Raw genomic sequence first — 23861 nt, 5'->3', positions numbered from 1 at the left:
GCCACGGTCAGGACCTCCCGTACGAGCCACACCGCCGCGGCCCGCACAATCGACGCTACCTGCGAACCCCGTCTCCGCGCTCAGAGACCGGAAGGCGTGTTCGTGAATTTGTCGTAAACCCGTACCCCGCGAACGCTCAGCGCAGGAGGTCGAGCAGCACGGACACATGACTATGCGCTGGATCCTTTACGGCAGTAAGCAACGTAACTGTATGTTCGTCGGCTAGAGCGCGCAGTTCCCGCAAATCCTTCTGCACCTCCGAAGCCGCGAGTTCGGCTCGATAGCGGCGGACGAACTCGGCGCGGTGCGCGTCCGGGTCGGCATGAAACCAGCGACGCAGTTCGGTCGACGGAGTGAGCTCCTTGGGCCATCGATCGATTCGCGCTTGCTGTTTGGTGAGCCCCCGCGGCCAGAGCCGGTCGATCAGCACGCGGGTGCCGTCGTCCGGATCGGGCGTTTCGTAGACGCGTTTCACCTGGAAGCCGGGCGGGAGATCAAGGGTCATAGCGGTCATCGCAACACGGCGTCGGCGTCGCGGCGGGTAGCGCCACGCACTCGCTGCGCCCCGACCGGACGGATAGAGTCGCTGATATGGCGGGTAACGACGAATTGGAGAAGCTGTCGTCCAAGCAATTGCACGACCGAGCGGTGAAGCTGGCGGTGCGCCGCGGGGACGTGAAGTTCCTGTGGCGGTTGCTCACCTCGATTCCGGCCGCGGAGGCCGCCGCGGGCAATATCGGCGAGAGCGAGGCCGACATCAAATACGTGCTGCCGATGATCGACGATTACTTCCATGCGGGCGACGGTGCGATCGCCGAGGTGCTGCGGCCGTTCTATCTGGCGTATCTGACCGGGCGTTCCTGAGCGGGCTCAGCGCCGGATTACCGCGCGCCACAGCCCGACGACAGTTCCGCGCACGACGTTCTCCCAACTGAAGTGGTCGTGCCACAAGATGATTCGGCCGTCGCGCAGCGCGAACGTACCGGTCACCCAGAACCCGACGCGCAGCGGACCGAAGCGCAGGTAGTCGGTGCGGTCGGTGAGCACGATCTCGCCGTCGGCGGCGAGGTGGTGCAGGTCGACGTCCAACCCGATCCAATCTCTGTCCAGGCCGCGCAGCACGCCGCCGACCCGCCCGATGCCCCGCACATCGGGCAGCGAAGTGTTCTTCCAGACGATGTCCGGGTGCAGCAGATCGACCGCCTCCGCGAGCGCGCCCATCTCCAGCGCGGCGACGAACTCCCGCACCGTGGTGATCGAGTCCTGTTCCAGGTCGAGTTCGTCGGTCATGGTCCGAGCGTAGGCCGAGGCGCTCCGGCACGGGAAGCGATGAGGACGGCCAACCCGTCGAGGATGCGCCCGATGCCGAATCGCAGCGCCCCCTCGCCGCCCTCCACCGCTCCTTCCTCGGCGAACGCCGCCGCCGCTGCCGGATAGCGCTGCGCCGCGACGTCCACCATGGCGGCGAACTGTCCGGCGATATGCTGCTCGAACGCCTCGGCGCCGGCCCCCCGGACCTGCTGCCCGAGGCTGCGCGCGTGCCCGGTCAGCAGGACGATGGTGTCCAGGCGTTCGGCGGTGGTCAACCCGGTTTCGGCGAGCGCATCGAGCGCGCACTCCATCCAGGCCATCTCGGCCGGACCGATCGGCCGTACCCCGACCGACACCTCCAACGACCAGGGATGGGCACGGAAACGCTCGTAGAGCGTCTCGCACCACAGGGCCAGTTGGCCACGCCACCCCGCTTCGAGGGCAGCGCCGCCGGGCACGGTCATCTCCGGCGGCATGCCCAACGCGGTGTCCAGCATCAGCGCGATCAGTTCGGCCTTGCCCGGCACGTAGCGGTAGAGCGACATCTTCGTGAAGCCGAGCCGCTCGGCCAGCCGCTGCATGGACAGATTGGACAGCCCGTCGGCATCGGCGAGCGCGATGGCCTCGGCGACGATCCCCTCCAGCGACAGTGCGGGTTTCGGTCCGCGCTTCGGTCGCGGCTGGATACCCCAGAGCAGTTCGACGGCGGTCGGTGTCGGCATGACCGGATCCTTCCGGAAAATGGCTTGACGTAAAACCGTGTCTATCATACGCTAATTTGCGTCCGCTGGACACAGCGTCCTATGGACGCATATTCTTGACCACAGGAGCCACCATGCGCACCACCGTCCTCATTTCCGGCGCCAGCATCGCCGGCCCCGCCCTGGCCTATTGGCTGCACCGCTACGGGTTCGCCGTCACCGTCGTCGAGCGCGCAACGGCACCGCGCCCCGGCGGCCAAGCCGTCGACTTCAAGGGCGCCACCCATCGCACCGTCCTGCAGCGGATGGGGATCCTGGGCGAGGTCGAGCAGCGCAGGACCGGCACTACCGACACGGTCCTCGTCGACGCCGACGGCAAACAGGTCGCCACCATCTCCGGCGATTTCACCGGCGGCGATGTGGAGATCCTGCGCGGCGACCTGTCCCAGATCATGTACAACCGGACCGCAGCGCACTGTGAATACTTGTTCGGCGACTCGATCAGCGCGCTCACCGACACCGGCGACGGCGTGTACGTCGAGTTCGAACGCGGTCCGGCGCGCACCTTCGACCTGGTCTTCGGCGCCGACGGCATCCACTCACGGGTACGCGGACTGACGTTCGGTCCCGAACGGGACTTCGTGACGCACCTCGGGTACTACTACTGCGTCGCGGGCGCGAGCCCCTGGAGCGAAGGCGGTTCGCGCGCACGGGCGATCGCGTACGGCCACAACACTCCCGGCAAGATCGCGATCAGTGGCGGCCCGAAGGCGCAGCAGATGTACCTGTTCGCCTCCCCCGAGCTCGACTACCGCCGCGACGACCACGCCGCCCAGCGGCGCATCGTCGAACAGGCCTACGCCGACGTCGCTTGGGAGGTTCCCCGAATGCTCGGCGAGATGGCCGGCTTCGACGACTTCTACCTGGATTCGATCAGCAAGGTGCGGGTGCTGGGCGGCTACACCAAGGGGCGGGTCGCGCTGGTCGGCGATTCCGCGTACGGAAACACGCTGGGCGGCTTCGGCACCGGACTCGCCGTGGTCGGCGCGTATGTCATCGCGGGCGAATTGGCCATCGCCGACGGTGATCACACGGTCGCCTTCACCCGCTACAACGAGATCATGCAGCGCTACGCCAAGATCGCGGGAAACAGCAACGCGGGCCGCTTCCTCGCGCCGAAGACCGCGCTCGGCATCAGGCTGCGCAACTGGTTCCTCGACTCCTGGATGTTCACGCTGATGCTGAAATACAGCGACAACGCCGCCAACGACATCGACCTGCGGGACTATCCGACGCTGATGGGCGCGATGGACGTCGGCTGAGCCCGTGGCGCCGACAGCGAACTACCCAGCGCGCGTCAGCTCAGCAGGCGCCAGTCCTCCAGGCCGTTGTACAGCGGGACGTCGCTGGCCAGCTTACTCACCCGGGTACGCAGCGCGTCCACGTCGGAGCCGCCCGCCAGCGCGGTCGCGATGATGTCGGCGACCTCGGTGAACTCGGCGTCGCCGAAGCCACGCGTGGCCAAGGCCGCGGTGCCGATCCGCAGGCCGGAGGTGACCATCGGCGGGCGCGGATCGAAGGGAACGGCGTTGCGGTTCACCGTGATTCCGATCTCGTGCAGCAGGTCTTCGCCCTGTTGACCATCGAGTTCGGAGTTGCGTAGATCGACGAGGACCAGGTGCACGTCGGTACCGCCGGTGAGCACGCTGATGCCCTTGTCCTTGACGTCGGCGGCGGTGAGGCGCTCGGCAAGAATCTTCGCGCCGGAGAGGGTGCGCTCCTGGCGGTTGCGGAACTCCTCGGTCGCGGCGATCTTGAAAGCGACGGCCTTGGCGGCGATCGCGTGCATGAGCGGCCCGCCCTGCTGGCCGGGGAACACCGCACTGTTGATCTTCTTGGCGTACTCCTGCTTGGCCAGGATCAGGCCGGAGCGGGGACCGCCGAGGGTCTTGTGCACGGTCGAGGAGACCACGTCGGCGTACGGGACCGGCGAGGGGTGCAGGCCGGCCGCGACCAAACCGGCGAAGTGCGCCATGTCCACCCACAGGTAGGCGCCGACCTCGTCGGCGATCGAGCGGAACGCGGCGAAGTCCTGATGACGCGGGTAGGCCGACCAGCCTGCCACGATCACCTTCGGGCGCGCGTCGAGGGCGATGGCGCGCACCTCGTCCATGTCGACACGGTGGTCTTCCTTGCTGACGCCGTAGGAGTGCACTTCGTAGAGCTTGCCGGAGAAGTTCAGGCGCATGCCGTGCGTGAGGTGACCGCCGTGCGCGAGGTCCAGACCGAGCAGCTTGTCGCCCGGATCCATCAACGACATCAACACGGCGGCGTTCGCCTGCGCGCCGGAATGCGGCTGCACGTTGGCGAAATCGGCGCCGAACAGTTCCTTGGCCCGGTCGCGCGCCAGAGTCTCGATCACATCGACATGCTCACAACCGCCGTAGTACCGCCGCCCCGGGTAGCCCTCCGCGTACTTGTTGGTCAGCACGCTGCCCTGCGCCTGCAACACCGCACGCGGTACGAAGTTCTCGGAAGCGATCATCTCGAGGGTGTCGCGTTCGCGGGCGAGCTCGCCCGCCATCGCGGCAGCGACTTCCGGGTCGAGCTCACCGAGAGACTGGGAATTGACAGAGGCGGTCGTCTGCGTCACGCGGTCAGTCTATGGGCCGGAGGACGACTCCCCGAGCAGGGGGTTCATCGGCCGCCCGGAATCGGCTACTTCGGCGATCAGAACTCCGCGGTCCGGTTCGCCGTCCGAATCCGCTGACAGGTAGTTCCGCAGCAACACATCGAGGTGCTCCTGCGCGTCCGCGAGCGGTCGGATGGATTTCATCGCCCGCGCCTGCACGATCGCGCCTTCCAACGCACTGACCACGAAGCTGCCGAAGGAACGCGCCTGGGCGTCGGACATACCCGCCGCCGTGAGCGCCGCGCCGAGGCGTTCGTGCCAGTCCTCGAAGACCGCACCGGCGGCGGCCTGTACGCCGGGCTCGGACTCGGCGAGGGCGGCGCCGACGATCGGACACCCCGCGCGATATCCGGTCTTCGCCAAGGCGGCGACCCACCAGCCGATCAGCGAATCGAACCACGATTCCGGCGGCGCGGCGGTGATCTTGTCGATCACCTCGGTGATCCGGCCGCCCGCGTCCCGCGTCGCGGTCTCGACCAACTCGCCCTTGCCGGAGGGAAAGTGCTGGTAGAGCGAATTTCGCGAGGCCTTGCTCCGATCGAGCAAGGCGGAAAGGCTCGCCGCGTGCACGCCGTGCTCACGAACCAGCTCGATGGCGCTGTCGATCAGCCTGGTGCGCGGCCCGGCGGTCATCGGCCCTCCTCGCTCGCAGTTGCGTGAACCGATCGGTCCATGCTCCAATCATGACAGATGTGGACCGATCGGTTCATCGAAGGGACGGGATTGATGCCGGAAACCACGATCGACTCGACGCAGCTGTCCGGGCTGGAACTGCTGCGGACCGCGATGACGATGCCCGACCGGCCGCCGTTCATCGGTGACCTGGTCGGCATGGAGATCGAGGAACTCGAACACGGCAGGGTGGTCTTCGCGCTGCGCACCCGGCCCGACTTCGCCAATCCCCTCGGCACCACGCACGGCGGAATCTGCGCCACCCTGCTCGATTCCGTGATGGGTTGCGCGGTCCACACCACACTGGAGGCGGGCGTCGGCTACACAACGCTCGAACTGAAGATCAACTACATCCGCGCCGTCCCCGTCGACGGACAGCGGCTCACCGCCACCGGTAGCACGATCCATGTCGGCCGCACTACCGCGACCGCCGAGGGACGCGTGATCGACGAACAAAGCCGCCTGGTCGCGCACGCCACCACCACCTGCGCCATCTTCCGCGGAAGTCGCTGAGGGCAGTTCAGGGGAGCGCACGCACCGCGCGGGGTGTCAGCGGTTCGTCCAGCAGCCTGCGGAACCGGTCGGCCCGGTCATGGGCGTCGAGCGCGCGATCGAGCCACCCGCCCAGCAACCGATACCCCTCCACATAGGTGGAGATGTAGGCCCGCCACAACGGCGAGGACAGAAAACGTAGCGACTGGCGCGCTCGGTCCGGCGACACCAGGCTCCAGGTCTGCAAGAACTTCGTTACCTCGTCCTGGCTGCGCCGCCGGTCGTGCAACAGCAGTGCGGCATCCTGGCGCACGCCGAGCAACTGGGCCGAAGCGTTCGCGAGTCGTTCCGCGCGGTCACCGTCGAAGCGCAGGCCCAGATCGGCGTAGATCTCCTGCGCCCAGGCGCCCCAGCCGGAGCCGACGAGGGAGCGCAGCGCGAGATCGGCGAGACCTTCGGCCATCAGACACTGCGGCGTATTGACCAGAAACAGCGTCTGTTCGGCCTGCCCGGCCGCGACCAGCCCGGCCTCTTTGCGACAGTGCTCGGTGTGGTGCCCCGGGTAGGACTCGTGCGCGATCAGGTGCGGCAGGTGCGCCATGTGCTGGGTGAGATCCGAGTTGATCGCGACCCGGGAGTGGTAATTCCCCAGGTAGTAATTGAACCCGGACCAGGGTTTGTCCCCGACCACCTCGTAGGTGACGTGCTCGTGGTCGGGAAGCGGATACCTGGCCCGAACCAGTTCGCGCAGCGCCCCGGAAAACGCCTCGACGCAGGCGGACAGGCGCTCCGGCGGAATCTCGTCGGCCTTGCGGTGCGCGGCCATCCGCTCGGCCAGCGATCCCTTTCCAGCGAGCACCTCGTCCATCCGCCGATGCGCGTCGTGGTAGACCTCGACGTCGCCAGGAGCGATGTCGACGTCGAAATACGCTCGGACCTCGTCGACGAATCCGATCTCGTCTCCGGCGAACTTGCGACCGGAACACTCCAGTGCGCGCAGGTGCGCATCGAGGAATTCCGCGCGTTCGTCCGACAGCCCGGCCTCGGAAACTCCGGCGCGCAACTCGACGGCGCGACGGGCCAACTCGCGCGCCTGCGGCGCGGGCGCGTTCTGCACCGCACGACGCAGCGCCGGATCACCGGTATAGGCGTCGACGAACCCTTCCTCGAGCCGGTCGAAGGCGAGGCCGAGCAGCAGGTATTCGGTCACGAGTGGATGCGCTTCCATGCCCGCCGACATTAGCCGCTCACCGCACGGTCATCGACCCGGTTACCAACGGGTATCGATACCCCACTTATCCCACGATGTTGACGCAGAGCAGAATTCGGCTATGCGGCGACAGCTGGATCGAATCTCACCGGAACCGCGCGATAACTGTGCGTGTTTGCCGAACTGGAGCGTCGGGTAAATGGCACGAGTGAGTGAGCCGAGTCCCTACGTGGAATTCGACCGGAAACAGTGGCGAACTCTGCGTAAGTCGACTCCCCTCGTACTCACCGAGGAAGAACTGATCGGCCTGCGCGGCCTCGGGGAACAGATCGACCTGGAGGAAGTCGCGGAGGTCTATCTTCCGCTCGCTCGTCTCATCCATCTGCAAGTGGCCGCGCGCCAGCGCCTGTTCGCCGCGACCGCGACCTTTCTCGGCGAAACCCACCCCGACCAGCAGGTCCCGTTCGTGATCGGCGTCGCGGGCAGCGTCGCGGTCGGCAAGTCGACCACCGCCCGCGTCCTGCAGGCGCTGCTGGCGCGCTGGGATCACCACCCGCGCGTCGACCTGATCACCACCGACGGTTTTCTCTATCCGACCGCGGAACTCACCCGCCGCGGCATCATGCACCGCAAGGGTTTCCCGGAGAGCTATGACCGCCGTAAGCTGCTGCGATTCGTCACCGAGGTGAAATCCGGCGCGGCGGAGGTCTGCGCGCCGGTGTATTCGCACATCTCCTACGACATCGTGCCGGACAAGCGGCACTGCGTCCGGCAGCCCGACATTTTGATCGTCGAGGGTCTGAACGTGCTGCAGACCGGTCCACGACTGATGGTCTCGGATCTGTTCGACTTCTCGATCTATGTCGACGCGCGCATCGAGGACATCGAGAAGTGGTACGTGCAACGGTTTCTCACGCTGCGCAACACCGCATTCGCCGACCCGAACGCGCATTTTCACCACTACTCCGGATTCACCGACGAGCAGGCGATCGCCGCTGCGCAAGAGATCTGGAACAACACCAATCGCCCGAATCTGGTGGAGAACATTCTGCCCACCCGGCCGCGCGCCACCCTGGTCTTGCGTAAGGATGCCGACCACAGCATCAATCGGCTGCGCCTCCGTAAATTGTGATTTCTCTTACAATTTCCACGCTTCATCGAGGCGGCGCGCGACATCGATATCACGGGCCGCGGCAATGTGCGGTTTGCGGATCTCCGTGGCGATATACCGGGCGACGAATCGCCGGATCTCGTGGTCGACGCTGATCAAGCCCCGCAGCAGCTGTCCGCGCCGGGTCGCGGCGGCGACGTTGACGCGCACATCGGCAGGGCGCGGCTCGCTGATATCGATCACCACCCGCAGCGGCGCCGCGGTGCGCACCGTCAGGTGCAGATGGACGGCCCCCTCGACGTGGAAGCGATGGCGATCGACGGCGAGATCGAGAAGCAGTTCGACATCCAACGGGATGACCAACTCGAACGAGATGGCCTCACCGATCCGGCGACGCAGCAGCGGCTCGCCGAGCTGCACCCGCGCGGTCACCTTGGCCAGCCGTCCCGGGCCTACCCCGATCGGGCCGAAATCGAATGCGGTGCCGGTCAACTGGCCGAACGCACCGGCGATACGTTCCTCGGAGGCCGCGTACGCCAAAAACCGCCTGCCGAACTCCTCGTAACTGATGGAGCCGCCCGCCTCGTGCTGCGCGACGTCGGGAGTCCCGGCGGGCCAGGTGTCGTACGCGCTCATGAGACCGCACGGTACGCGGGAAGTGCGGCGGCGGAGCCGAATTCCCGGTACCGAGATCGAGTCAGACGCCGAAGCGACGATGGCGCGCGGCGTAGTCGCGCAACGCGCGCAAGAAATCCACCCGCCGGAACTCCGGCCAGTACGCCTCGGTGAACCATATCTCCGAGTATGCGCTCTGCCACAGCAGGAACCCCGATAGTCGCTGCTCGCCCGAGGTGCGGATGACCAGATCGGGGTCCGGCTGGCCGGAGGTGTAAAGGTGCTGGTCGATGGCATTCACGGTGATCGACTGGACCAGGTCCTCCCCGGTTTCCCCGGCGGCGATCTCGTGACGGACCAGCGAACGCACCGCGTCGGTGATCTCCTGCCTGCCGCCGTAGCCGACCGCGACATTGACGTGCACACCGTTGCGACCCTCGGTACGCTCCGCCGCGGTGCGCAGTCGTTTGGCGATCAGTTCGGGGAATCCGTCGAGCGTGCCCACAATGCGCACACTCCAGTTCGCTTCCGGCGCCGACAGTTCCTCGACCACATCGGTGATCACCTCGAACAACGTCTCCAGCTCGTCCGGATCGCGCTGCAGATTCTCGGTGGAAAGCAGGTAGACGGTGACCATTTCGATGCCCTCGGCCGCGCACCAGCCGACCAGCTCCGCGATCTTCAGCGCACCGACCCGATGACCGTGGCTGACGTCGGTGAAGCCGTTCTCCCGAGCCCACCGCCGATTGCCGTCACACATCACCGCGACGTGCCGGGGGTGCTGTTTGCCGGCCAGCTGCTTGGACAGCCGGGCCTCATAGATGCGATACGGCAGACCCCGGACCTGACTCGGAAGTTCCACGCGGGCAACCCTACGCCTCACCGACGCGATCTCGGCATCGGCCGCGTGACCCCGGTACAGTGGCAGACAGCGTCAACTTACGGTTCCGTAGGTTACTGACGGGTCTGTCTAGGAGGTCAGTCGTGTCCGAACCGGTCGGCACTGCCGATGCACCGCTGGTCGCGAAACCCGCTTCGGCGGGCGAAGCGCTGGCGGCGGCGCTCGTGAAACCTCGAATGCGCGGGTGGATCCACACCTGGGCGGTCGGCGTCGCGGCCATCGCGGCCATCGTGTTGGTCAGCACGGCAGCTACGAGATCGGCGACCGCGGGCTGGTCTACCTCGATCTACGGGCTCACCGTGTGCGGGCTGTTCGGCATCAGCGCGGTCTATCACCGAGTGACCTGGCCGAGCGTGCGCGCCCGCATCCGGATGAAGCGGGCCGACCACTCGATGATCTTCCTCTTCATCGCGGGCAGCTACACGCCGTTCGCCCTGCTCGGCCTACCCGGACGCACAGGGCAGACGCTGCTGATCGTGGTCTGGGCCGGGGCATTGGGCGGAGTGGCGCTGAAACTGCTGTGGCCCACCGCGCCGCGCTGGGTCGGCGTCCCGCTGTATCTGCTGCTCGGCTGGGCGATCGTGCCGGTGGCAGGGCAGCTGAACGCCCAGATCGGTATTCTGCCGTTGATCCTGTTGGTGATCGGCGGTCTGATCTACAGCGGCGGCGCGATCCTCTACGCGACCAAGTGGCCGAACCCGTGGCCCACTGTGTTCGGCCACCACGAGTTCTTCCACGCGGCCACAGTGCTCGCCGCGATCACGCACTACGCGGCCGTCTGGTTGGTTGTCCTGCGCTGACCACGTTCGCCTACGACACCGGGTCTGAGTAGGTCGCGTTTACCGGCCGCGTCAGATTCGGCAAGGCCACGTTCACGAGCACCCTCGGCTTCATCGCGACCGACTTCGGTTCCGAGTGAGTCCCCTTCACCGCCTCTCCGCAGTGGGGCCACCTTCACCGTTGTTCGATTGGGGCGACGACGGTGTGGGCCAGTCGCCAAATGTCGAACCACAGGACTGGCCGCCTGCGGTGGCCTCACCGTGACAGTAGCCATGGACCGGCAGTAGTGGCGCCTTGGTCGGGTTCGGCCGGGTGCCGACCACAGACCAGAACCTCGACCGCCAGATCCACGCATCACCGAGTCTGGATGCCAGGAGGTTTCACAGACAAGAAGTCCGGAAAGAGCACCGAGCGCGGAGAACTGTGGAAGAGCCTGGAGTACATGCGATCTGGCGACACCTCGTGCTGCTGTCGCTGGACCGGCTCGGCCGATCCCTGCAAGACCTGGTCTCGATCGTGACGGGACTCCGCAAGCGCGGCATCGGATTCAGATCCCTGCACGAAGCCATCGACACCACCACCTCTGGTGGGCGGCTGGTCTTCCACGTGTTCGCAGCACTGGCGGTTTCAGCCGCGAGTTGATCGTTCAGGGCACCAACGAGAACCTGGCCGCCGCCCGCGGGCCGCGGGCAACACCTCGATCCCCCGCCGGCCATGACCGCCGAACAGATCCGCCAGGCCCGCGCGATCCATACCCAGACCAGAGGGAACCGTATCCTCGGCCGCCCGTCTGCTTGGGGTTTCTCGCTCGACGACCTACAACTACGTGCCCGAACGCGGCCTGCTGCGAAGTCTCTCGGGTACCCCGGCGGGTTCGGACCTGGAGCTCCGGCGGCTCCGCGGATGTCATCGAGGCGATCGCGCTGGCAGACGGCTGGATCATTCAATTCGGCGACCCGCCCGGGGCCTACGGAATTACCTATTTCAGCGACAAGTTGATCGTTGTAACCAATGGCGTGAAGAACGACCCGCTATGGGCAACCGCGATATTGGCGCACGAGGCCGGTCATGCCACCGCCGACCCCGAATACATCGCCACGATCACCGCGCCCCAACCCGGCGAGAACTATTCACAGTGGTATGAAGAGCAACTGTATGGGTTGAACCGTGGCGAGGCCCACGCGGGATTGACGACCGCCCAGGTGCGGCTGGAAATCCTCGGCAACGGCGGTCCGGATATCGACAACATCGACGACATCACCAAGTCCACCTACGATCGTTACGCCGCAGGTGATCTGACCTGGCAGGCCGCGGTCGACTTGCTCGCCGACCATCGGCGTGGCCAACCCAGCGGGTATCGCGACCGACTGGAGAAAGCATGGGAGGATTTCACCGGGTCCCCACCACCTCCGCCCGACCCGTCGTACCTGCCCAACCTCCCCGACCTGCCCGACCCTCCCGACCTGCCCGAGATGCCCGAGATGCCCGTCCCCCCAGACCTGCCCGACCCTCCTAACCATCCCGACCCAGCTGGCGATGCCCCGAGAAATGACACAGGCAGTGTCGGTAGCGCAGCAGCGAGTTGATCGTCGACGGCACCAACGAGCGCCTGGCCGCCGCTCGCTTTCAGCACCGCGGTGGATCATTCGCGTGTGGATCCGCTCCACTCGGTGTCTGTGCCGACCCACATTGTGCGGATCGGCACAGCCGAGGAGCCGGCGATTGTCTGGATGTACTCGGCCGAGGACGTACCGTGAGCGGCGGCGGTCTCGAGGTAGCCGAGGAACGGGGCGGCGAGCACGAGCGGGCAACGCTGAGCGATTGAGCCGGCGATCCGTCAAACCCGTTGCAGCGCCGAGCGGAGTTCCTCCGGGGTGCAGACCGGGCGATCACAGACCGAGCCGCGGCAGACGTAGGCGGCGTCGGCGTCACGGACCAACGGGCGGTCGGTCAGGAGTGGGACCGCGTCCGGGGCGGCGGCGAGGACGACGGACCCGCCGGGAGCCGCTACGCGGGCGGTCGCGAGCAGTTCGGTGGGGCGGCTGCGCGGCTCGGCGGTGGCGATGGCGATCTTCAGTGGACCGCGCAGGGCCGCCTCGGCGACCGCCAGCCACTGGCCCGCCGACCGCGGCGCGCCGGCGAGGACGACCGCGCCACGGTCGAGCGTGCGGTCGGCGAGGTCACGATAGCGGGTGGCGCGCTCCGGATCGCTGCTCGCCGCGGCAGTGAGCAGGGCTTCGGCCAAGGCAGAGGCGCCGGCGGGGGTGGCGCCGTCGATCGGATCGCGGGGGCGGGCGACCAGCGTCTCGGCATCGTCGGCGGTGTCGAACCAGCTGCCCGGCGCTTCCGGGTCCACGAAGTGCTCGATCGCCGTGTCCAGCAATCGCTGTGCGTCGTGCAGCCAGTCGAGCTCACCGGTGGCCTGGTGCAGCGCGAGCAGGCCGGCGACCAGCCACGCGTAGTCCTCGAGGATGCCGGGTGCCGAGCCGACCACCCCACCGAGCGAGGCGCGACGCAGACGCCCCGCCACGACGTGCTCGGCCAGCAGGAACCGCGCACAGCGGACCGCGGCGGCCACCCAGTCCGGCTCACCCAGCGCGGACCCGGCCTCGGCGAGCGCGACGACGGCCATCCCGTTCCACGCGGTCACCACCTTGTCGTCCCGCGCCGGTTGGGGTCGGCGGGCACGCGCCGCGCACAGCTGCGCGCGGATGTGCGCGAGGCGGACGCTGTCCTCCTCGGTGACCGGTTCGCCGCGCCTGGTCGGCACCGACGTGCCCTGTTCGAAATTTCCCGCGGTGGTGACGCCGAAGAACTCGGCAGCCCACGCCCCGTCGATCGCACCGAGCACCCCGATCAGCTCAGCGGGCGTCCACACGTACGTCGCCCCTTCGACGCCGGGGCCGCCCGGCTCCAGGTGGGTATCGGCGTCCAACGCCGAGGCGAAACCGCCCTGAGCGGTACCCAGATCTTCGACGATGAATTGCACGGTCTCCCCGGCCACTCGCCGCGACAACGATTCCGGCAGCACCGACGTACTGCGCCGCGCCAGATGCGCGTAGGCGCGCAGCAACTGGGCATTGTCGTAGAGCATCTTCTCGAAGTGCGGCACCACCCATCCGGCGTCGACCGAGTACCGCGCGAAACCACCGCGCACCTGGTCATAGATGCCACCGCGCGCCATCGCCTCGGCCGTGCGGGAGACCACGTCGAACACCGCCGGATTCCCGGTCCGCTCCCAATGCCGCAGCAGTCCCTCCAGCATCGCGGACGGCGGGAACTTCGGCGCGCCGCCGAATCCGCCGTGCTCGGCGTCCTCGCTGCGCAGTACCGCGGCGACCGCGTCGTCGAGCAACTCGGTCGTGACTGTCGGTTCCGTGTCGGGCAGTCCCGCCATCTGTGCCCGGATCGCCGCGGCGACCTGGGTGGATGCTTGCTGCACGTCGTCGCGGCGGTGACGCCAGGTGTCGGTGATCGCGGCGAGCAACTGGGTGAACGACGGCATCCCGCCGCGCGGCAGCTTCGGGTAATAGGTGCCGCAATAGAACGGGACGCCCTCGGGAGTGAGGAAGCAGGTCATCGGCCAGCCGCCCTGCCCGGTCATCGCGACGGTGGCGTTCATGTAGACCGCGTCGAGATCGGGCCGTTCCTCGCGGTCGACCTTCACGCACACGAAGTTCTCGTTCATCTGATCGGCGGTAGCCGTGTCCTCGAACGACTCGTGCGCCATCACGTGACACCAGTGGCAGGACGCGTACCCGATGGACAGCAGAATCGGCACGTCCCGCGCGCCGGCCTCTGCCAGCGCATCGGCACCCCACTGCCACCAGTCGACGGGGTTGTCAGCGTGCTGAAGCAGATAAGGCGAACTCGCACCGACCAATCGGTTCACAATGTCAGCCTCCCACACTCGGCGAGCACAGAACACCATCCACAGACAGGGCTGGTCGAAATTGTGGGTGTCAGCCCCAGTCGCGTCTCGCAAATCGAACGCGGTGCAGTCGCCACCGTGGACGCCATCGCTACCTATGTTGCCGCGCTCGGCGGCAACCTTTTCGAGCCGAACGCCGAGATACGACGACTACCTGCGCGAGATGTTCGAGACGCGAGAACAGCTTCGGGCAACACTGGAACCGAATTTCGATAGTGCGCTACACGCGATTTCGCAGCCGGACGTCCGCATCTGCGCTCAATGCTGGGACGGCCTGGATCCGGAGAATCCGAAGGGGTGTGTTCGGGTACTGGGAACTCTGCAAGGACAGCGCGGCTACGTCACGCGACAGCTTCCCGGGGAAACGATTTGGCACAGCGCAGGGTTCACCGTCACCGAGTGTGACGTGGTGGGTTTGACGACGCATCGGACAGCCGGTCCGATACGTTTCTCCGAGAACCTGCGTCGAGCATCGGAACAATCGCCGTCATACAAGGTCGATCGCTGTACTGCCCACGTGGTATCACTGAACACACCATTGCGTGGCGGGATGTCATCGATGACGGCCGGTACGCGATCCCTCCAGGCAACCCTCCCATCGCCTATGGCGTCGACACCAAACGGTTGGCAGAGACGATCAATGTTTGTGTCGCAGAATTATGTCGGATGATAGAAGACGAACTCGCATAGGCCCGTCCCTGTGCACCGCACTGTGGTGCCAGGGCGGACATGCACTAATAAGCGCTCGTCCTGCGCTGGACATGCAGCGACTTCGATCGACTCACGCCGGCGGTGTGCGCGCAGCGCGCACATTCATTCGCGCGAGCCGCACCATGGCACCGCGTGGTAGGAACCGGTAGCCATTGGCAAGCATCCGATTCGCCAGACCGGAGACGACCGAAGGACCGTGGCCGGAATCGAAGGCGCGCAACCCGACTGCAGCCACGAATTCGGGGGTTTGGCGTCCGTGGGTCATGAACTCCTTCCCCGTAACTTCGAAGAAGCCGGTCTCGGTGGCTCCAGGACACAGAGCCAAGACCCGCACACCGGATCCCCTCGTCTCCTCCCACAGCGCTTCGGTGAACGACAGTACGAACGCCTTCGACGCCGCGTAGACGGCAATCGTCGGTACCGGCTGAAATGCCGCCGTCGAGGCCACGTTCAGCACGCCGCCGCGGCCGCGGGCAAGCATGCCCGGCAGCAGCCGAGCGGTCAACGCGACCAGTGAACCGCAGTTGAGTTGAATCTCCCGCGCGACATTGTCCGGATCTTCATCGACGAACAGATCATGCGATCCGAATCCGGCATTGTTCACCAACATATCCACGGTCACCCCCGCCACAGTAAGCTTTTCGGTCAGCTCGGCCGCGGCCGTGGGGACCGAGAGATCCGCTGTCATAACGGCGACTCCTACATCCGGATGTGCCGCTTTCAGTTGATCAGTCAACGACTGCAGCCGAACCTCGTTTCGGGCGGTCAGCACCAGGTTCACGCCGCGGGCCGCCAATTGACGGGCGAACTGCTCCCCAATACCGCTGCTGGCCCCAGTCACGACCGCAGTACTGCCGGTTTCTATCATGACGAGCACCTTCCAGATCGGACATGCGTTGTCATTGTCGGTATATCCGTTGCCGATTCATCTACTCGGCTCACTCGGCGATCCAGATCCCACCGATTGGACACCCCACGAGAAGCCGAGGCAACCCCGATGGTGCGAATATGGCCCGATAAGCGACCAGACCGGATCTCCGACGTATAGGAGAGTCGGCTTACGGTGAGCAATAGAAGCACCCATTGCCTACACTCGGCGTGAACCCTGTGTCACCACAGCGAGGCCGGTGGCGCACTCGATCGCCCTGCAGCAGGTGGTCGCTGGCGCGCGGAACGACGCGGAGTCCTACCTCGAGCAGGCTGCTCGACCCCCGAAATCTGACAATACCGCAGCGATGTGCCCGCTACGGAGTCCGAGTCGACACCTCGCGTCCGACATAGGCCAAGAGTCGGCGGTGCGCCGGTGCATCCCCGAGGACGGCGACTTCCGGCCCGAAAATGCCGGGCGCGCGGAAGGAATCGATACCGCCCATCGCCTGCATGGTGGCGAGCAATTCGCCACACAACCCATCATCAGCCAGATCCGGCCGGTCGATGGCCACCGCGATATCGACGCCGTGCACGAGAACCTCGGTGAGATGTACCAGCGCCGCCGCGGGCCCCGGCAGTTCGCCCAGCGAAATGTCCACGGTGGCGTCGAGCGCGTCCGGCCGATGCCACACCGCGCGATCCACCTCCGCCGCCGCGGCGAACGCGCCCTGCGGATCGCTGCCGAGCCAATCGGAATCATGGTCAGCTCCCGCGTCCGTGCCGCTCAGGGCGGCCGCGAACAGATGTATGCCACCCACGGTGTGGTTGAGGACGGTCCGCACGTCCCATTCCAGGCACGGCGTCGGCGCGGCCAGGCCCGCGTCTCCCACAGCGGCGACGATCGCTCCGGTCGCGTCCAGCGCGCGGTCGATCTGTCCGATCACGTTGTCCATGAGCTTCCTTCGGTCGAGCGGTATCGCTGAATTGGTAACACAGGACACCGACCAGCGCGCGACATTGCGAACACCACTTTGCGCCGAATTGGTTGCCAGCGGTGTGCTTCCGAGCGACCGCGGAGACGGTAGGAGGTGCGAAAGCCATCACGCAGTTCAGCACGCTCGCACAGGTCAGCTCGACTCGGCGCGCCCCTCGGAATCCGCGTCGCTCGACTCCGCACCGGTGCGGCGGGCAATGCCGTGCTCGGTTCCCTCGTCGGCCTCCTGGTCCGGTTCGGGATGCTCGGGCTCGAAGGTGGCGGGTAGGCCTTTGATATGCCGGTTCATCGACCGGACCAGCAGGACCGTGCCCGCGAGCAAGATAAGGATGATGACCAGCCCGAGCGGCGATGCCTTGCCGAACTCGGGCCCGGTCGGGGTGCCGGGCGTCTGGGCGAGCAGAACCAGCATCACCGCTGCTCGTCCTGGATGCCCGCGAACAGGTCGGTCTCCGGGATGTCGGTCTCCACCCTGGTCCGGGCCAGCTCGAATTCCTCCGTCGGCCACAGGCGCTGCTGCACGTCCATCGGAATGGCGAAGAAGGCGCCGTTCGGGTCGATCTGCGTCGCGTGCGCGCGCAAAGCGTCGTCTCGCTGCGGAAAGTACTTGGCGCACTCGATCCGGGTGGTGATTCGCGATGGCACATCACCGCGCTCGGCCTGGTACTTGCGCATCCGGTCGAGCCACTCCTGCAACGGGAACGGCTCGCCGATGCGCTCGAACTCCTCGGCGAACACTTCCATGCGCCGCATGCTGAACCCGTGGTCGTAGTACAGCTTCAACGGCGCCCACGGCTCGCCGGCGTCGGGGAAGCGCTCGGGGTCGCCCGCGGCCTCGAAGGCGGCGATCGACACCTCATGGCAGCGGATGTGATCCGGATGCGGGTAGCCGCCGGTCTCGTCGTAGGTCGTCATCACATGCGGCTTGAACTCGCGCACCACCCGCACCAGCGCCTCGGTGGCTTCTTCCAGCGGAACCAACGCGAAGCTGCCCTCCGGCAGCGGCGGCAGCGGGTCGCCCTCCGGCAGGCCCGAGTCGACGAAACCCAGCCACTGCTGGCGCACGCCGAGCGCACGAGCCGCGGCGGCCATCTCCGCACGGCGGATCTCGTCGATCCGCTCCAGGACGCCCGGCGTGTCCATGGCCGGGTTGAGGATGCTTCCGCGTTCGCCACCGGTCAGCGTGACGACGAGGACGTCGTGTCCTTCATCGGCGTACCGGGCGGTCGTCGCCGCGCCCTTGCTCGATTCGTCGTCGGGGTGGGCATGCACCGCCATGAGGCGAAGGCCACTCACGTTCTCGTTCACCTCATCGCTCTCGGTCGCGGGTGTCTGCTCGTCGTTCCCTATAGTTCCATTCGACCACCATTTGTTCCGAACGTACCCCCGGGAGTGACCGTCCATGACCGAGCCCGCGCCGGAACCCGGTGGTGACGCGACGATCGCGTCCGCGGCGCCCAGTCAGCGCCCCGCCGACCGGTACGGCACGAAGCCGCCGGTGCGCCGCCGATGGATTCCGCTGGTCCTCGGGTTGCTGGTGGTACTGACGGGGCTCGGCGTCGCCTATCTCGGCTATCTGAAATACGGCCCGGAGGCCATCGAGGCAGAGCAGCTCGGCTATACCGTCGTCGACGACTCGACCATGTCGATCCGGCTCAAAATCACCCGTGCCGATCCCGCGCAACCCGCGGTGTGTTTCGTCCGTGCGATGGCGCGCGACGGCTCCGAACTGGGCCGCCGAGAAGTGCTGGTCGAACCTTCGGCGAGCGGCACGGTCGAGCTGACCACCATCGTCCGTTCCTCGGCTCGCCCGGTGTCGGGCAGCATCTACGCGTGCAGCGATCAGGTACCCAGCTATCTTCGAGCGGGCTGACGGCACTTTTCGTGCGCGGGGTCCTCGAAATTAACTCCGACCTGCACGTTTGTGATTCATGCTAAAATGGCTTGATACACGGTTCCGGGGTTCGGAGCCGTGTTTGCTGCATTGGCGGCCAGCGCTGAGGGTTCGGGCTTGCGCGTTTGCCCGTGACCAGGGTCTGTCGGGGTTCGATGAACTTCTCAGGATCGCTCTAGCCGTCGACTGGTGCATGCCCACCCACGGTGGGTACTGCAGTAGTGCTCAGGGAATCCCGGCCTGCCGGGAACAACTACTAGGGAGTGATCGAGATGACTGAGACGCAAGTGACCTGGCTGACCCCGGAGTCGCACGACAGGCTCAAAGGCGAACTCGACGCGCTCATCGCCAATCGTCCGATCATCGCCGCCGAAATCAACGAACGCCGTGAAGAAGGCGATCTCAAGGAGAACGGTGGTTACCACGCCGCGCGCGAGGAACAGGGCCAGCAGGAGGCGCGAATCCGCCAACTGCAGGAGCTGCTGAACAACGCCAAGGTCGGCGTCGCACCCACCAAGTCCGGCGTCGCACTCCCCGGCTCGGTCGTCAAGGTCTACTACGACGGCGACGAGTCCGACACCGAAACCTTCCTCATCGCCACCCGCGAAGAGGGGCTCAGCGATTCCAAGTTGGAGACCTACTCGCCGAGTTCCCCGCTGGGTGGCGCGTTGATCAACGCCAAGGTGGGCGAGACCCGGGAGTACACGTTGCCCAACGGCAACACGATGAAGGTCACCTTGCTCAGCGCCGAGCCCTACCACAGCTGACGCTCTCGGCCGCGGCGCTGCGCCCGGCCGACATCTCCCCCGTGGACACGAGCGGCCGCGCCCGATCATCGGGTGCGGCCGCTTCCTCATATCCGCGAACCTAGCTCAACGCCTGCTCGATGTCTGCGAGCAGGTCGCTGACATCCTCGATACCGACCGAAAGCCGCACCAGGTCCGCGGGCACCTCGAGCTGCGAGCCCTCGGTGGACGCGTGCGTCATCGCGGCCGGATGCTCGATCAGCGACTCGACGCCGCCCAGTGATTCGGCCAAGGTGAACACCTCGGTACGTGCGCAGAACTTGCGGGCCGCCTCCGCATCGCCGTGCAGGCGCACCGAGATCATCCCGCCGAACCGGCGCATCTGCTTGCCCGCGACGCCATGGCCAGGATGTTCGGGCAGTCCCGGGTAGATCACCTGGGAGATCGCCGAATGTCCGGACAGGAACTCCGCGAGGGTTTCGGCATTGTCGCAGTGTCGGTCCATCCGCAGCGCGAGCGTCTTGGTGCCGCGCAGGGTGAGGAAGGCGTCGAACGGGCCGGGCACCGCCCCCGCACCGTTCTGCAGGAACGCGAATGCCGCGTCCAGCTCCGGATCATCGGTGATCAGCGCGCCACCGATCACGTCGGAGTGGCCACCCAGGTACTTGGTGGTGGAGTGCACCACGATGTCCGCGCCGAGCAGCAGCGGCTGCTGCAGATACGGGGTCGCGAAGGTGTTGTCCACCACCAGTTTGGCGCCTGCGGCGTGCGCGACCTCGGCCAGTGCGGGGATGTCACCGATGCTCAGCAACGGGTTGGTCGGGGTCTCGACCCAGACCAGCTTGGTGTTCGGCCGAATCGCGGCGCGCATCTCGTCCACGTTGGACACGTGCGCGGGCGAGTGCTCGATGCCCCACTGGCTGAACACCTTGTCGATCAGCCGGAAAGTGCCGCCGTAGGCGTCGTCGGGGATAACGATGTGGTCACCGGGCCGCAGCGTGGCACGCAGCGCACAATCGGTCGCGGCCATGCCCGAAGCGAATGCCCGGCCGTGGCGGCCCGATTCGAGCGCGGCGAGATTCGCTTCGAGCACCGAGCGCGTCGGGTTACCGGTTCGGGCGTACTCGAAACCGCCGCGCAACCCACCCACACCGTCCTGGGCGAACGTCGAACTCGCGTATATGGGCACGTTCACCGCGCCGGTCTGGGGGTCAGGATCGAACCCGGCGTGCACGGCCCGTGTGGAGAATCCCAGCTCGCTCATGGCCTCAGCCTAATCGGGGCGATTCCCGGGCAACTTCCCGGTGGGCCTCTCGCGAGGACGAACCGCCCGCGGCGCCGGATCGGTATCGACACAGCGGTATCGCCGCTGCGGCCGATCGAGCGACATGGCCGGCGCGAACAGGTCGAAGTTCATCGAAGTTCCCCGCCTGGATCGGCGAAGTGAGCTCGGTCGCAACGATCGGACAGCCGTTTAGGCTGAGGCCATGGTCACTGTCGAAGAACTGTTCGCCACCGATGCCCTGCTGTCTGAGGATGAGCGTGCGATCCGGGACACCGTCGCGGCCTTCGCGGCCCGGCGGCTGCGACCGCACGTCGCGGACTGGTTCGAGGCGGGCACCTTCCCGGTCCGCGAGATCGCGCCGGAGCTCGGCAAACTCGGCTTGCTCGGCATGCACCTGCAGGGCTACGGGTGCGCCGGGATGTCGGCGACCAGCTACGGACTGGCCTGCCAGGAGCTGGAGGCGGTCGACTCCGGCGTGCGCAGCATGGTGTCGGTGCAGGGCTCGCTGGCGATGACCGCGATTCACCGGTACGGCTCCGAGGAACAGAAGCAGCAGTGGCTGCCGGAGCTGGCCGCGGGCCGGGCGCTCGGCTGTTTCGGGCTCACCGAACCGGACTTCGGCTCCAACCCCGGCGGCATGCGCACCAAAGCCAAGCGCGACGGCGCCGACTGGGTGCTCAGCGGCTCGAAGATGTGGATCACCAACGGATCGGTGGCCGATGTCGCGGTGGTCTGGGCGCAGACCGAGGACGAGGGCAAGCAGGTGATCCGCGGGTTCCTGGTTCCGGCCGACACGCCCGGCTTCACCGCCCGGGAAATGCATCGCAAGTTGTCCCTGCGCGCATCAGTCACCGCGGAACTGGACTTCGACGACGTTCGTCTCCCCGCCGACGCGGTGCTTCCGCACTCGCGCGGCCTCGGCGCGCCGCTGGCCTGCCTGAGCGAAGCACGGTTCGGCATCGTCTTCGGCGCGCTCGGCGCGGCCCGCGACTGCCTTACCACGACCATCGAATACGCAAGGACCCGGGAAGTCTTCGACAAACCGCTGGCCGCCTATCAACTGACCCAGGCCAAACTGGCCGATATGGCGCTGGAGTTCGGCAAGGGCCAGTTGCTCGCGCTGCATATCGGGCGTCTGAAGGACCGCGGCGAGGTCACCCCGGAACAGGTGAGCGCGGGCAAACTGAACAGCACGCGTGAGGCGATCACGATCGCCCGTGAGTGTCGCACCATTCTCGGCGCCAACGGCATCACGCTCGACTACCCGGTGCTTCGCCATGCGAACAATTTGGAGTCCGTGCTCACCTATGAGGGCACAGCGGAAGTACACCAACTGGTGCTCGGTCGGGCGCTGACCGAGGCGAATGCTTTTCGGTGACCACACCTTTCACCTGAGGCGTCGACCGGGCAGGATAGCTCTCCCGCTGGACGGCCGGGCGCCCGTGGCTACCCTGCCGATGTGGTGGTGCCAGATGGCATACGAGCCGAGGACCAGGTAGCACTGCCGCCCGGCACGAGTCGAACCGATCATCACAGTTTAGGCGAAACCACCGGTGCCATGGCGAGTGAGATGGCACCGGCCGCGGAGCCCGCGTTGCTCGGCTCGAACCCGGTGGCGTAGTCGATAGACCATTTACCCCCGTGGTGCTGCCCCGAACTCGCCGAACAGCGGGCCGGCCATCTCGGAGCGGTTACAACGTGCAAAGTCGAACATCCTGCCCTGGGGCACACCAGCGACATCGGCCTGCTGCCCGGCGACGAGTGCATCGTCACCAGCGGCGGTTTGCAGGGCCAACGCGGCTATGTCACCCGTGACGAGAGCGGCGCGATCGTGGGCGCCGACCTCGCAGGCAGGCTGCCCAACCGCGTGTCGGCGCCGCGGCAGGGTTGTACAGGTTCGGCCGACCGCACGCGAGAGATAGGTGGCTGGTCTTCCTTGCCCATGCAAGGTACGGCCCGCCCCGGGACCGAACCTGTCAGTGCCGCGGGTGGGTCGGCCGCGACCGCTTTCCACTCGACCCTTTTGGCTAGCCGACTGATGTCGCAAGGCTCATGCGGGGCGGTCGCCCACGTCTTCGGCGGGCTCGATGTCGATGACCGTTCCATCGCCGCACACCATGGCGATCGACCCGTCCTCGCGCTCCAGCCATCCCTGGCGCTGGTTTCGGCGGAAGTCCGGATCCCACACCGGCCGCCAGCTCATCCCGGGGCCCGGACTGCGGCGGGTTCGAGCGGTAGCCGCGGGAGTGCGCTCAGCTTGCAAGGAGACGGCGGCTCACCGGTTTCGTGGACGTCGAAGATTCCTTCGGCGCGCCGCGGGGGCATGATCATCCGCGGGTACTCGCGGTCGCCGCCAACCCGCTCATCCGAGCACCACCGACATCCGGTCCAGAGCCGCGAGGAATAGCGGGTACCCGCCGTGCCCTGCGTGTGCGGTCATGGCGAACCGGGCATGCTCGACCCGCTGATGTAGTTGTCATCGCACTTCTGCAGGCGCCAACCATTCAGTTGGTAGGTGGGAACTACGGCGTTCACCGGGCAGCCCGCGCCGGCTTGACGAGCTTGGCGGCGATGAGCACATCGAGCGCCGCGGCCTTGTCGGCGCAGGTCCTGGTGTCGCAGGCGATCCGGTTCTGCCACACCATGTGCGCAACCTCTGGTGTGTATGGAGAATCTGGCGCGGGGTGGCAGGTGTCGATCGTCATGGGGCGGTCGAGAAAGTGGATCGTGGCATAGAGTGCAGCGGCTACCGTGAAAGCGATCAGCAAGGCTATCGGCATTTCCGCTCGCCCCCCTGACGTTCAATCGATGTGGGTCGAGGCTCGCTGGCGGGTCTGCGGCGGCCATCGGCCAAGCGCTCCAGCAGCTCGACCGTCGTCGGCTCGAATTTGTTTGTCAGGACTGCGTCGGGCATTGGTATGCACCCCCGGGCGTCGTGTTGTGTA

Annotated in this window: 25 protein-coding genes; 10 read left to right on the top strand and 15 right to left on the bottom strand. The window is 66.6% G+C overall.

All coding sequences use genetic code 11. The features are described 5' to 3' along the window. Window positions 1-136 precede the first annotated feature (136 nt). Entirely contained in the window at window positions 137-505 is a 369-nt protein-coding gene (locus AB0B25_RS04700) for a DUF488 family protein (protein ID WP_357174680.1), read from the bottom strand. Window positions 506-591: 86 nt separating this feature from the next. Here AB0B25_RS04700 and AB0B25_RS04695 point away from each other — a divergent pair, with 86 nt between their 5' ends. Then, window positions 592-864 (top strand): hypothetical protein, encoded by a 273-nt coding sequence (locus AB0B25_RS04695; protein WP_357174677.1) that lies wholly within the window; start codon window positions 592-594, stop codon window positions 862-864. A 6-nt stretch (window positions 865-870) separates the two neighbouring features. Here the strand turns inward: AB0B25_RS04695 and AB0B25_RS04690 are convergent, their stop codons facing one another. Beyond that, a complete protein-coding gene (locus AB0B25_RS04690) occupies window positions 871-1290 on the bottom strand; it encodes a limonene-1,2-epoxide hydrolase family protein (protein ID WP_357174674.1) in 420 nt (139 codons plus the stop codon). Continuing rightward, window positions 1287-2033 (bottom strand): TetR/AcrR family transcriptional regulator, encoded by a 747-nt coding sequence (locus AB0B25_RS04685; protein WP_357174671.1) that lies wholly within the window; start codon window positions 2031-2033, stop codon window positions 1287-1289. The genes AB0B25_RS04690 and AB0B25_RS04685 overlap by 4 nt, the downstream gene beginning before the upstream one ends. 113 nt (window positions 2034-2146) lie before the next feature. Here AB0B25_RS04685 and AB0B25_RS04680 point away from each other — a divergent pair, with 113 nt between their 5' ends. Further along, window positions 2147-3334, top strand: coding sequence for an FAD-dependent monooxygenase (locus AB0B25_RS04680; protein WP_357174669.1), 1188 nt, complete (start codon window positions 2147-2149; stop codon window positions 3332-3334). Window positions 3335-3369: 35 nt separating this feature from the next. Here AB0B25_RS04680 and glyA read toward each other — a convergent pair whose 3' ends face one another. Continuing rightward, window positions 3370-4665: a serine hydroxymethyltransferase gene (gene glyA, locus AB0B25_RS04675; protein WP_357174666.1), complete on the bottom strand. Its 1296-nt coding sequence runs from the start codon at window positions 4663-4665 to the stop codon at window positions 3370-3372. Between the two features lie 9 nt (window positions 4666-4674). Continuing rightward, entirely contained in the window at window positions 4675-5337 is a 663-nt protein-coding gene (locus tag AB0B25_RS04670) for a TetR/AcrR family transcriptional regulator (RefSeq protein WP_357174663.1), read from the bottom strand. 93 nt (window positions 5338-5430) lie between these two features. Here AB0B25_RS04670 and AB0B25_RS04665 point away from each other — a divergent pair, with 93 nt between their 5' ends. After that, on the top strand, window positions 5431-5889 hold the full coding sequence (locus AB0B25_RS04665; protein ID WP_357174660.1) for a PaaI family thioesterase: 459 nt from the start codon (window positions 5431-5433) through the stop codon (window positions 5887-5889). Between the two features lie 7 nt (window positions 5890-5896). Here AB0B25_RS04665 and AB0B25_RS04660 read toward each other — a convergent pair whose 3' ends face one another. After that, on the bottom strand, window positions 5897-7096 hold the full coding sequence (locus AB0B25_RS04660; protein WP_357174657.1) for a DUF885 domain-containing protein: 1200 nt from the start codon (window positions 7094-7096) through the stop codon (window positions 5897-5899). Between the two features lie 181 nt (window positions 7097-7277). Between AB0B25_RS04660 and coaA the strand changes: the two genes are divergently transcribed. Then, window positions 7278-8210 carry a type I pantothenate kinase gene (coaA, locus tag AB0B25_RS04655; protein ID WP_357174654.1) on the top strand — a complete coding sequence of 311 codons (933 nt, stop codon included), beginning with the start codon at window positions 7278-7280 and terminating at the stop codon, window positions 8208-8210. Window positions 8211-8216: 6 nt separating this feature from the next. On the opposite strand, the gene AB0B25_RS04650 is transcribed toward coaA, so the two are convergent. Continuing rightward, on the bottom strand, window positions 8217-8825 hold the full coding sequence (locus AB0B25_RS04650; protein ID WP_357174651.1) for a hypothetical protein: 609 nt from the start codon (window positions 8823-8825) through the stop codon (window positions 8217-8219). 61 nt (window positions 8826-8886) lie between these two features. Continuing rightward, window positions 8887-9666 carry an isoprenyl transferase gene (locus AB0B25_RS04645; protein ID WP_357174648.1) on the bottom strand — a complete coding sequence of 260 codons (780 nt, stop codon included), beginning with the start codon at window positions 9664-9666 and terminating at the stop codon, window positions 8887-8889. Between the two features lie 155 nt (window positions 9667-9821). On the opposite strand from AB0B25_RS04645, the gene AB0B25_RS04640 reads away from it, so the two are divergent. The 3 genes from AB0B25_RS04640 to AB0B25_RS04630 all read left to right on the top strand — a co-directional run bounded on the left by AB0B25_RS04640 (window position 9822) and on the right by AB0B25_RS04630 (window position 12071). Further along, entirely contained in the window at window positions 9822-10505 is a 684-nt protein-coding gene (locus AB0B25_RS04640; protein ID WP_357174977.1) for a hemolysin III family protein, read from the top strand. Between the two features lie 274 nt (window positions 10506-10779). Beyond that, window positions 10780-11127, top strand: a complete 348-nt coding sequence (locus tag AB0B25_RS04635) for a recombinase family protein (protein ID WP_357174645.1) — start codon at window positions 10780-10782, stop codon at window positions 11125-11127. 353 nt (window positions 11128-11480) lie between these two features. Further along, a complete protein-coding gene (locus tag AB0B25_RS04630; protein WP_357174642.1) occupies window positions 11481-12071 on the top strand; it encodes a hypothetical protein in 591 nt (196 codons plus the stop codon). 251 nt (window positions 12072-12322) lie between these two features. On the opposite strand, the gene AB0B25_RS04625 is transcribed toward AB0B25_RS04630, so the two are convergent. The 5 genes from AB0B25_RS04625 to mca form a co-directional block, all read right to left on the bottom strand. Continuing rightward, complete coding sequence (locus AB0B25_RS04625) at window positions 12323-14416, bottom strand: thioredoxin domain-containing protein (RefSeq protein ID WP_357174640.1); 2094 nt, start codon at window positions 14414-14416, stop codon at window positions 12323-12325. A 781-nt stretch (window positions 14417-15197) separates the two neighbouring features. Next, on the bottom strand, window positions 15198-15995 hold the full coding sequence (locus AB0B25_RS04620) for an SDR family oxidoreductase (RefSeq protein WP_357174637.1): 798 nt from the start codon (window positions 15993-15995) through the stop codon (window positions 15198-15200). Window positions 15996-16371: 376 nt separating this feature from the next. Further along, complete coding sequence (locus AB0B25_RS04615; RefSeq protein WP_357174635.1) at window positions 16372-16950, bottom strand: TIGR03086 family metal-binding protein; 579 nt, start codon at window positions 16948-16950, stop codon at window positions 16372-16374. A gap of 174 nt (window positions 16951-17124) precedes the next feature. Further along, window positions 17125-17403, bottom strand: coding sequence for a hypothetical protein (locus tag AB0B25_RS04610; protein WP_357174633.1), 279 nt, complete (start codon window positions 17401-17403; stop codon window positions 17125-17127). Beyond that, window positions 17403-18269 (bottom strand): mycothiol conjugate amidase Mca, encoded by an 867-nt coding sequence (gene mca / locus AB0B25_RS04605; protein ID WP_357174974.1) that lies wholly within the window; start codon window positions 18267-18269, stop codon window positions 17403-17405. Before mca ends, AB0B25_RS04610 begins: the two co-directional genes overlap by 1 nt. A 124-nt stretch (window positions 18270-18393) precedes the next feature. On the opposite strand from mca, the gene AB0B25_RS04600 reads away from it, so the two are divergent. Both AB0B25_RS04600 and greA read left to right on the top strand, forming a co-directional pair. Next, on the top strand, window positions 18394-18864 hold the full coding sequence (locus tag AB0B25_RS04600; protein WP_357174631.1) for a DUF4307 domain-containing protein: 471 nt from the start codon (window positions 18394-18396) through the stop codon (window positions 18862-18864). 293 nt (window positions 18865-19157) lie between these two features. Further along, the gene (greA, locus tag AB0B25_RS04595) at window positions 19158-19652 is read left to right on the top strand and encodes a transcription elongation factor GreA (RefSeq protein WP_357072292.1); all 495 of its coding nucleotides are present in this window, start codon (window positions 19158-19160) and stop codon (window positions 19650-19652) included. Window positions 19653-19752: 100 nt separating this feature from the next. Here greA and AB0B25_RS04590 read toward each other — a convergent pair whose 3' ends face one another. Then, window positions 19753-20895 carry a cystathionine gamma-synthase gene (locus AB0B25_RS04590; protein WP_357174629.1) on the bottom strand — a complete coding sequence of 381 codons (1143 nt, stop codon included), beginning with the start codon at window positions 20893-20895 and terminating at the stop codon, window positions 19753-19755. A gap of 223 nt (window positions 20896-21118) precedes the next feature. Here AB0B25_RS04590 and AB0B25_RS04585 point away from each other — a divergent pair, with 223 nt between their 5' ends. Beyond that, window positions 21119-22294, top strand: a complete 1176-nt coding sequence (locus AB0B25_RS04585) for an acyl-CoA dehydrogenase family protein (protein WP_357174626.1) — start codon at window positions 21119-21121, stop codon at window positions 22292-22294. Window positions 22295-22966: 672 nt separating this feature from the next. Here the strand turns inward: AB0B25_RS04585 and AB0B25_RS04580 are convergent. Continuing rightward, window positions 22967-23119, bottom strand: coding sequence for a hypothetical protein (locus AB0B25_RS04580; protein WP_357174623.1), 153 nt, complete (start codon window positions 23117-23119; stop codon window positions 22967-22969). Between the last annotated feature and the right edge of the window lie 742 nt (window positions 23120-23861).

Source organism: Nocardia sp. NPDC049190 (assembly GCF_040648115.1).
GTDB lineage: Bacteria > Actinomycetota > Actinomycetes > Mycobacteriales > Mycobacteriaceae > Nocardia.
This window is presented reverse-complemented; position numbering and strand designations above follow the sequence as displayed.

Coding starts and splice junctions, on each gene's coding strand:
- AB0B25_RS04680 (WP_357174669.1), top strand. CDS start 2,147: ATGCGCACCACCGTCCTCATTTCCGGCGCCAGCATCGCCGGCCCCGCC.
- AB0B25_RS04690 (WP_357174674.1), bottom strand. CDS start 1,290: ATGACCGACGAACTCGACCTGGAACAGGACTCGATCACCACGGTGCGG.
- AB0B25_RS04580 (WP_357174623.1), bottom strand. CDS start 23,119: ATGAGCTGGCGGCCGGTGTGGGATCCGGACTTCCGCCGAAACCAGCGC.
- AB0B25_RS04670 (WP_357174663.1), bottom strand. CDS start 5,337: ATGACCGCCGGGCCGCGCACCAGGCTGATCGACAGCGCCATCGAGCTG.
- AB0B25_RS04600 (WP_357174631.1), top strand. CDS start 18,394: ATGACCGAGCCCGCGCCGGAACCCGGTGGTGACGCGACGATCGCGTCC.
- AB0B25_RS04610 (WP_357174633.1), bottom strand. CDS start 17,403: ATGCTGGTTCTGCTCGCCCAGACGCCCGGCACCCCGACCGGGCCCGAG.
- AB0B25_RS04665 (WP_357174660.1), top strand. CDS start 5,431: ATGCCGGAAACCACGATCGACTCGACGCAGCTGTCCGGGCTGGAACTG.
- AB0B25_RS04650 (WP_357174651.1), bottom strand. CDS start 8,825: ATGAGCGCGTACGACACCTGGCCCGCCGGGACTCCCGACGTCGCGCAG.
- coaA (WP_357174654.1), top strand. CDS start 7,278: ATGGCACGAGTGAGTGAGCCGAGTCCCTACGTGGAATTCGACCGGAAA.
- AB0B25_RS04615 (WP_357174635.1), bottom strand. CDS start 16,950: ATGGACAACGTGATCGGACAGATCGACCGCGCGCTGGACGCGACCGGA.
- AB0B25_RS04700 (WP_357174680.1), bottom strand. CDS start 505: ATGACCCTTGATCTCCCGCCCGGCTTCCAGGTGAAACGCGTCTACGAA.
- AB0B25_RS04660 (WP_357174657.1), bottom strand. CDS start 7,096: ATGGAAGCGCATCCACTCGTGACCGAATACCTGCTGCTCGGCCTCGCC.
- AB0B25_RS04585 (WP_357174626.1), top strand. CDS start 21,119: ATGGTCACTGTCGAAGAACTGTTCGCCACCGATGCCCTGCTGTCTGAG.
- AB0B25_RS04685 (WP_357174671.1), bottom strand. CDS start 2,033: ATGCCGACACCGACCGCCGTCGAACTGCTCTGGGGTATCCAGCCGCGA.
- AB0B25_RS04620 (WP_357174637.1), bottom strand. CDS start 15,995: ATGATAGAAACCGGCAGTACTGCGGTCGTGACTGGGGCCAGCAGCGGT.
- AB0B25_RS04695 (WP_357174677.1), top strand. CDS start 592: ATGGCGGGTAACGACGAATTGGAGAAGCTGTCGTCCAAGCAATTGCAC.
- mca (WP_357174974.1), bottom strand. CDS start 18,269: ATGGCGGTGCATGCCCACCCCGACGACGAATCGAGCAAGGGCGCGGCG.
- greA (WP_357072292.1), top strand. CDS start 19,158: ATGACTGAGACGCAAGTGACCTGGCTGACCCCGGAGTCGCACGACAGG.
- AB0B25_RS04590 (WP_357174629.1), bottom strand. CDS start 20,895: ATGAGCGAGCTGGGATTCTCCACACGGGCCGTGCACGCCGGGTTCGAT.
- AB0B25_RS04625 (WP_357174640.1), bottom strand. CDS start 14,416: ATGGTGTTCTGTGCTCGCCGAGTGTGGGAGGCTGACATTGTGAACCGA.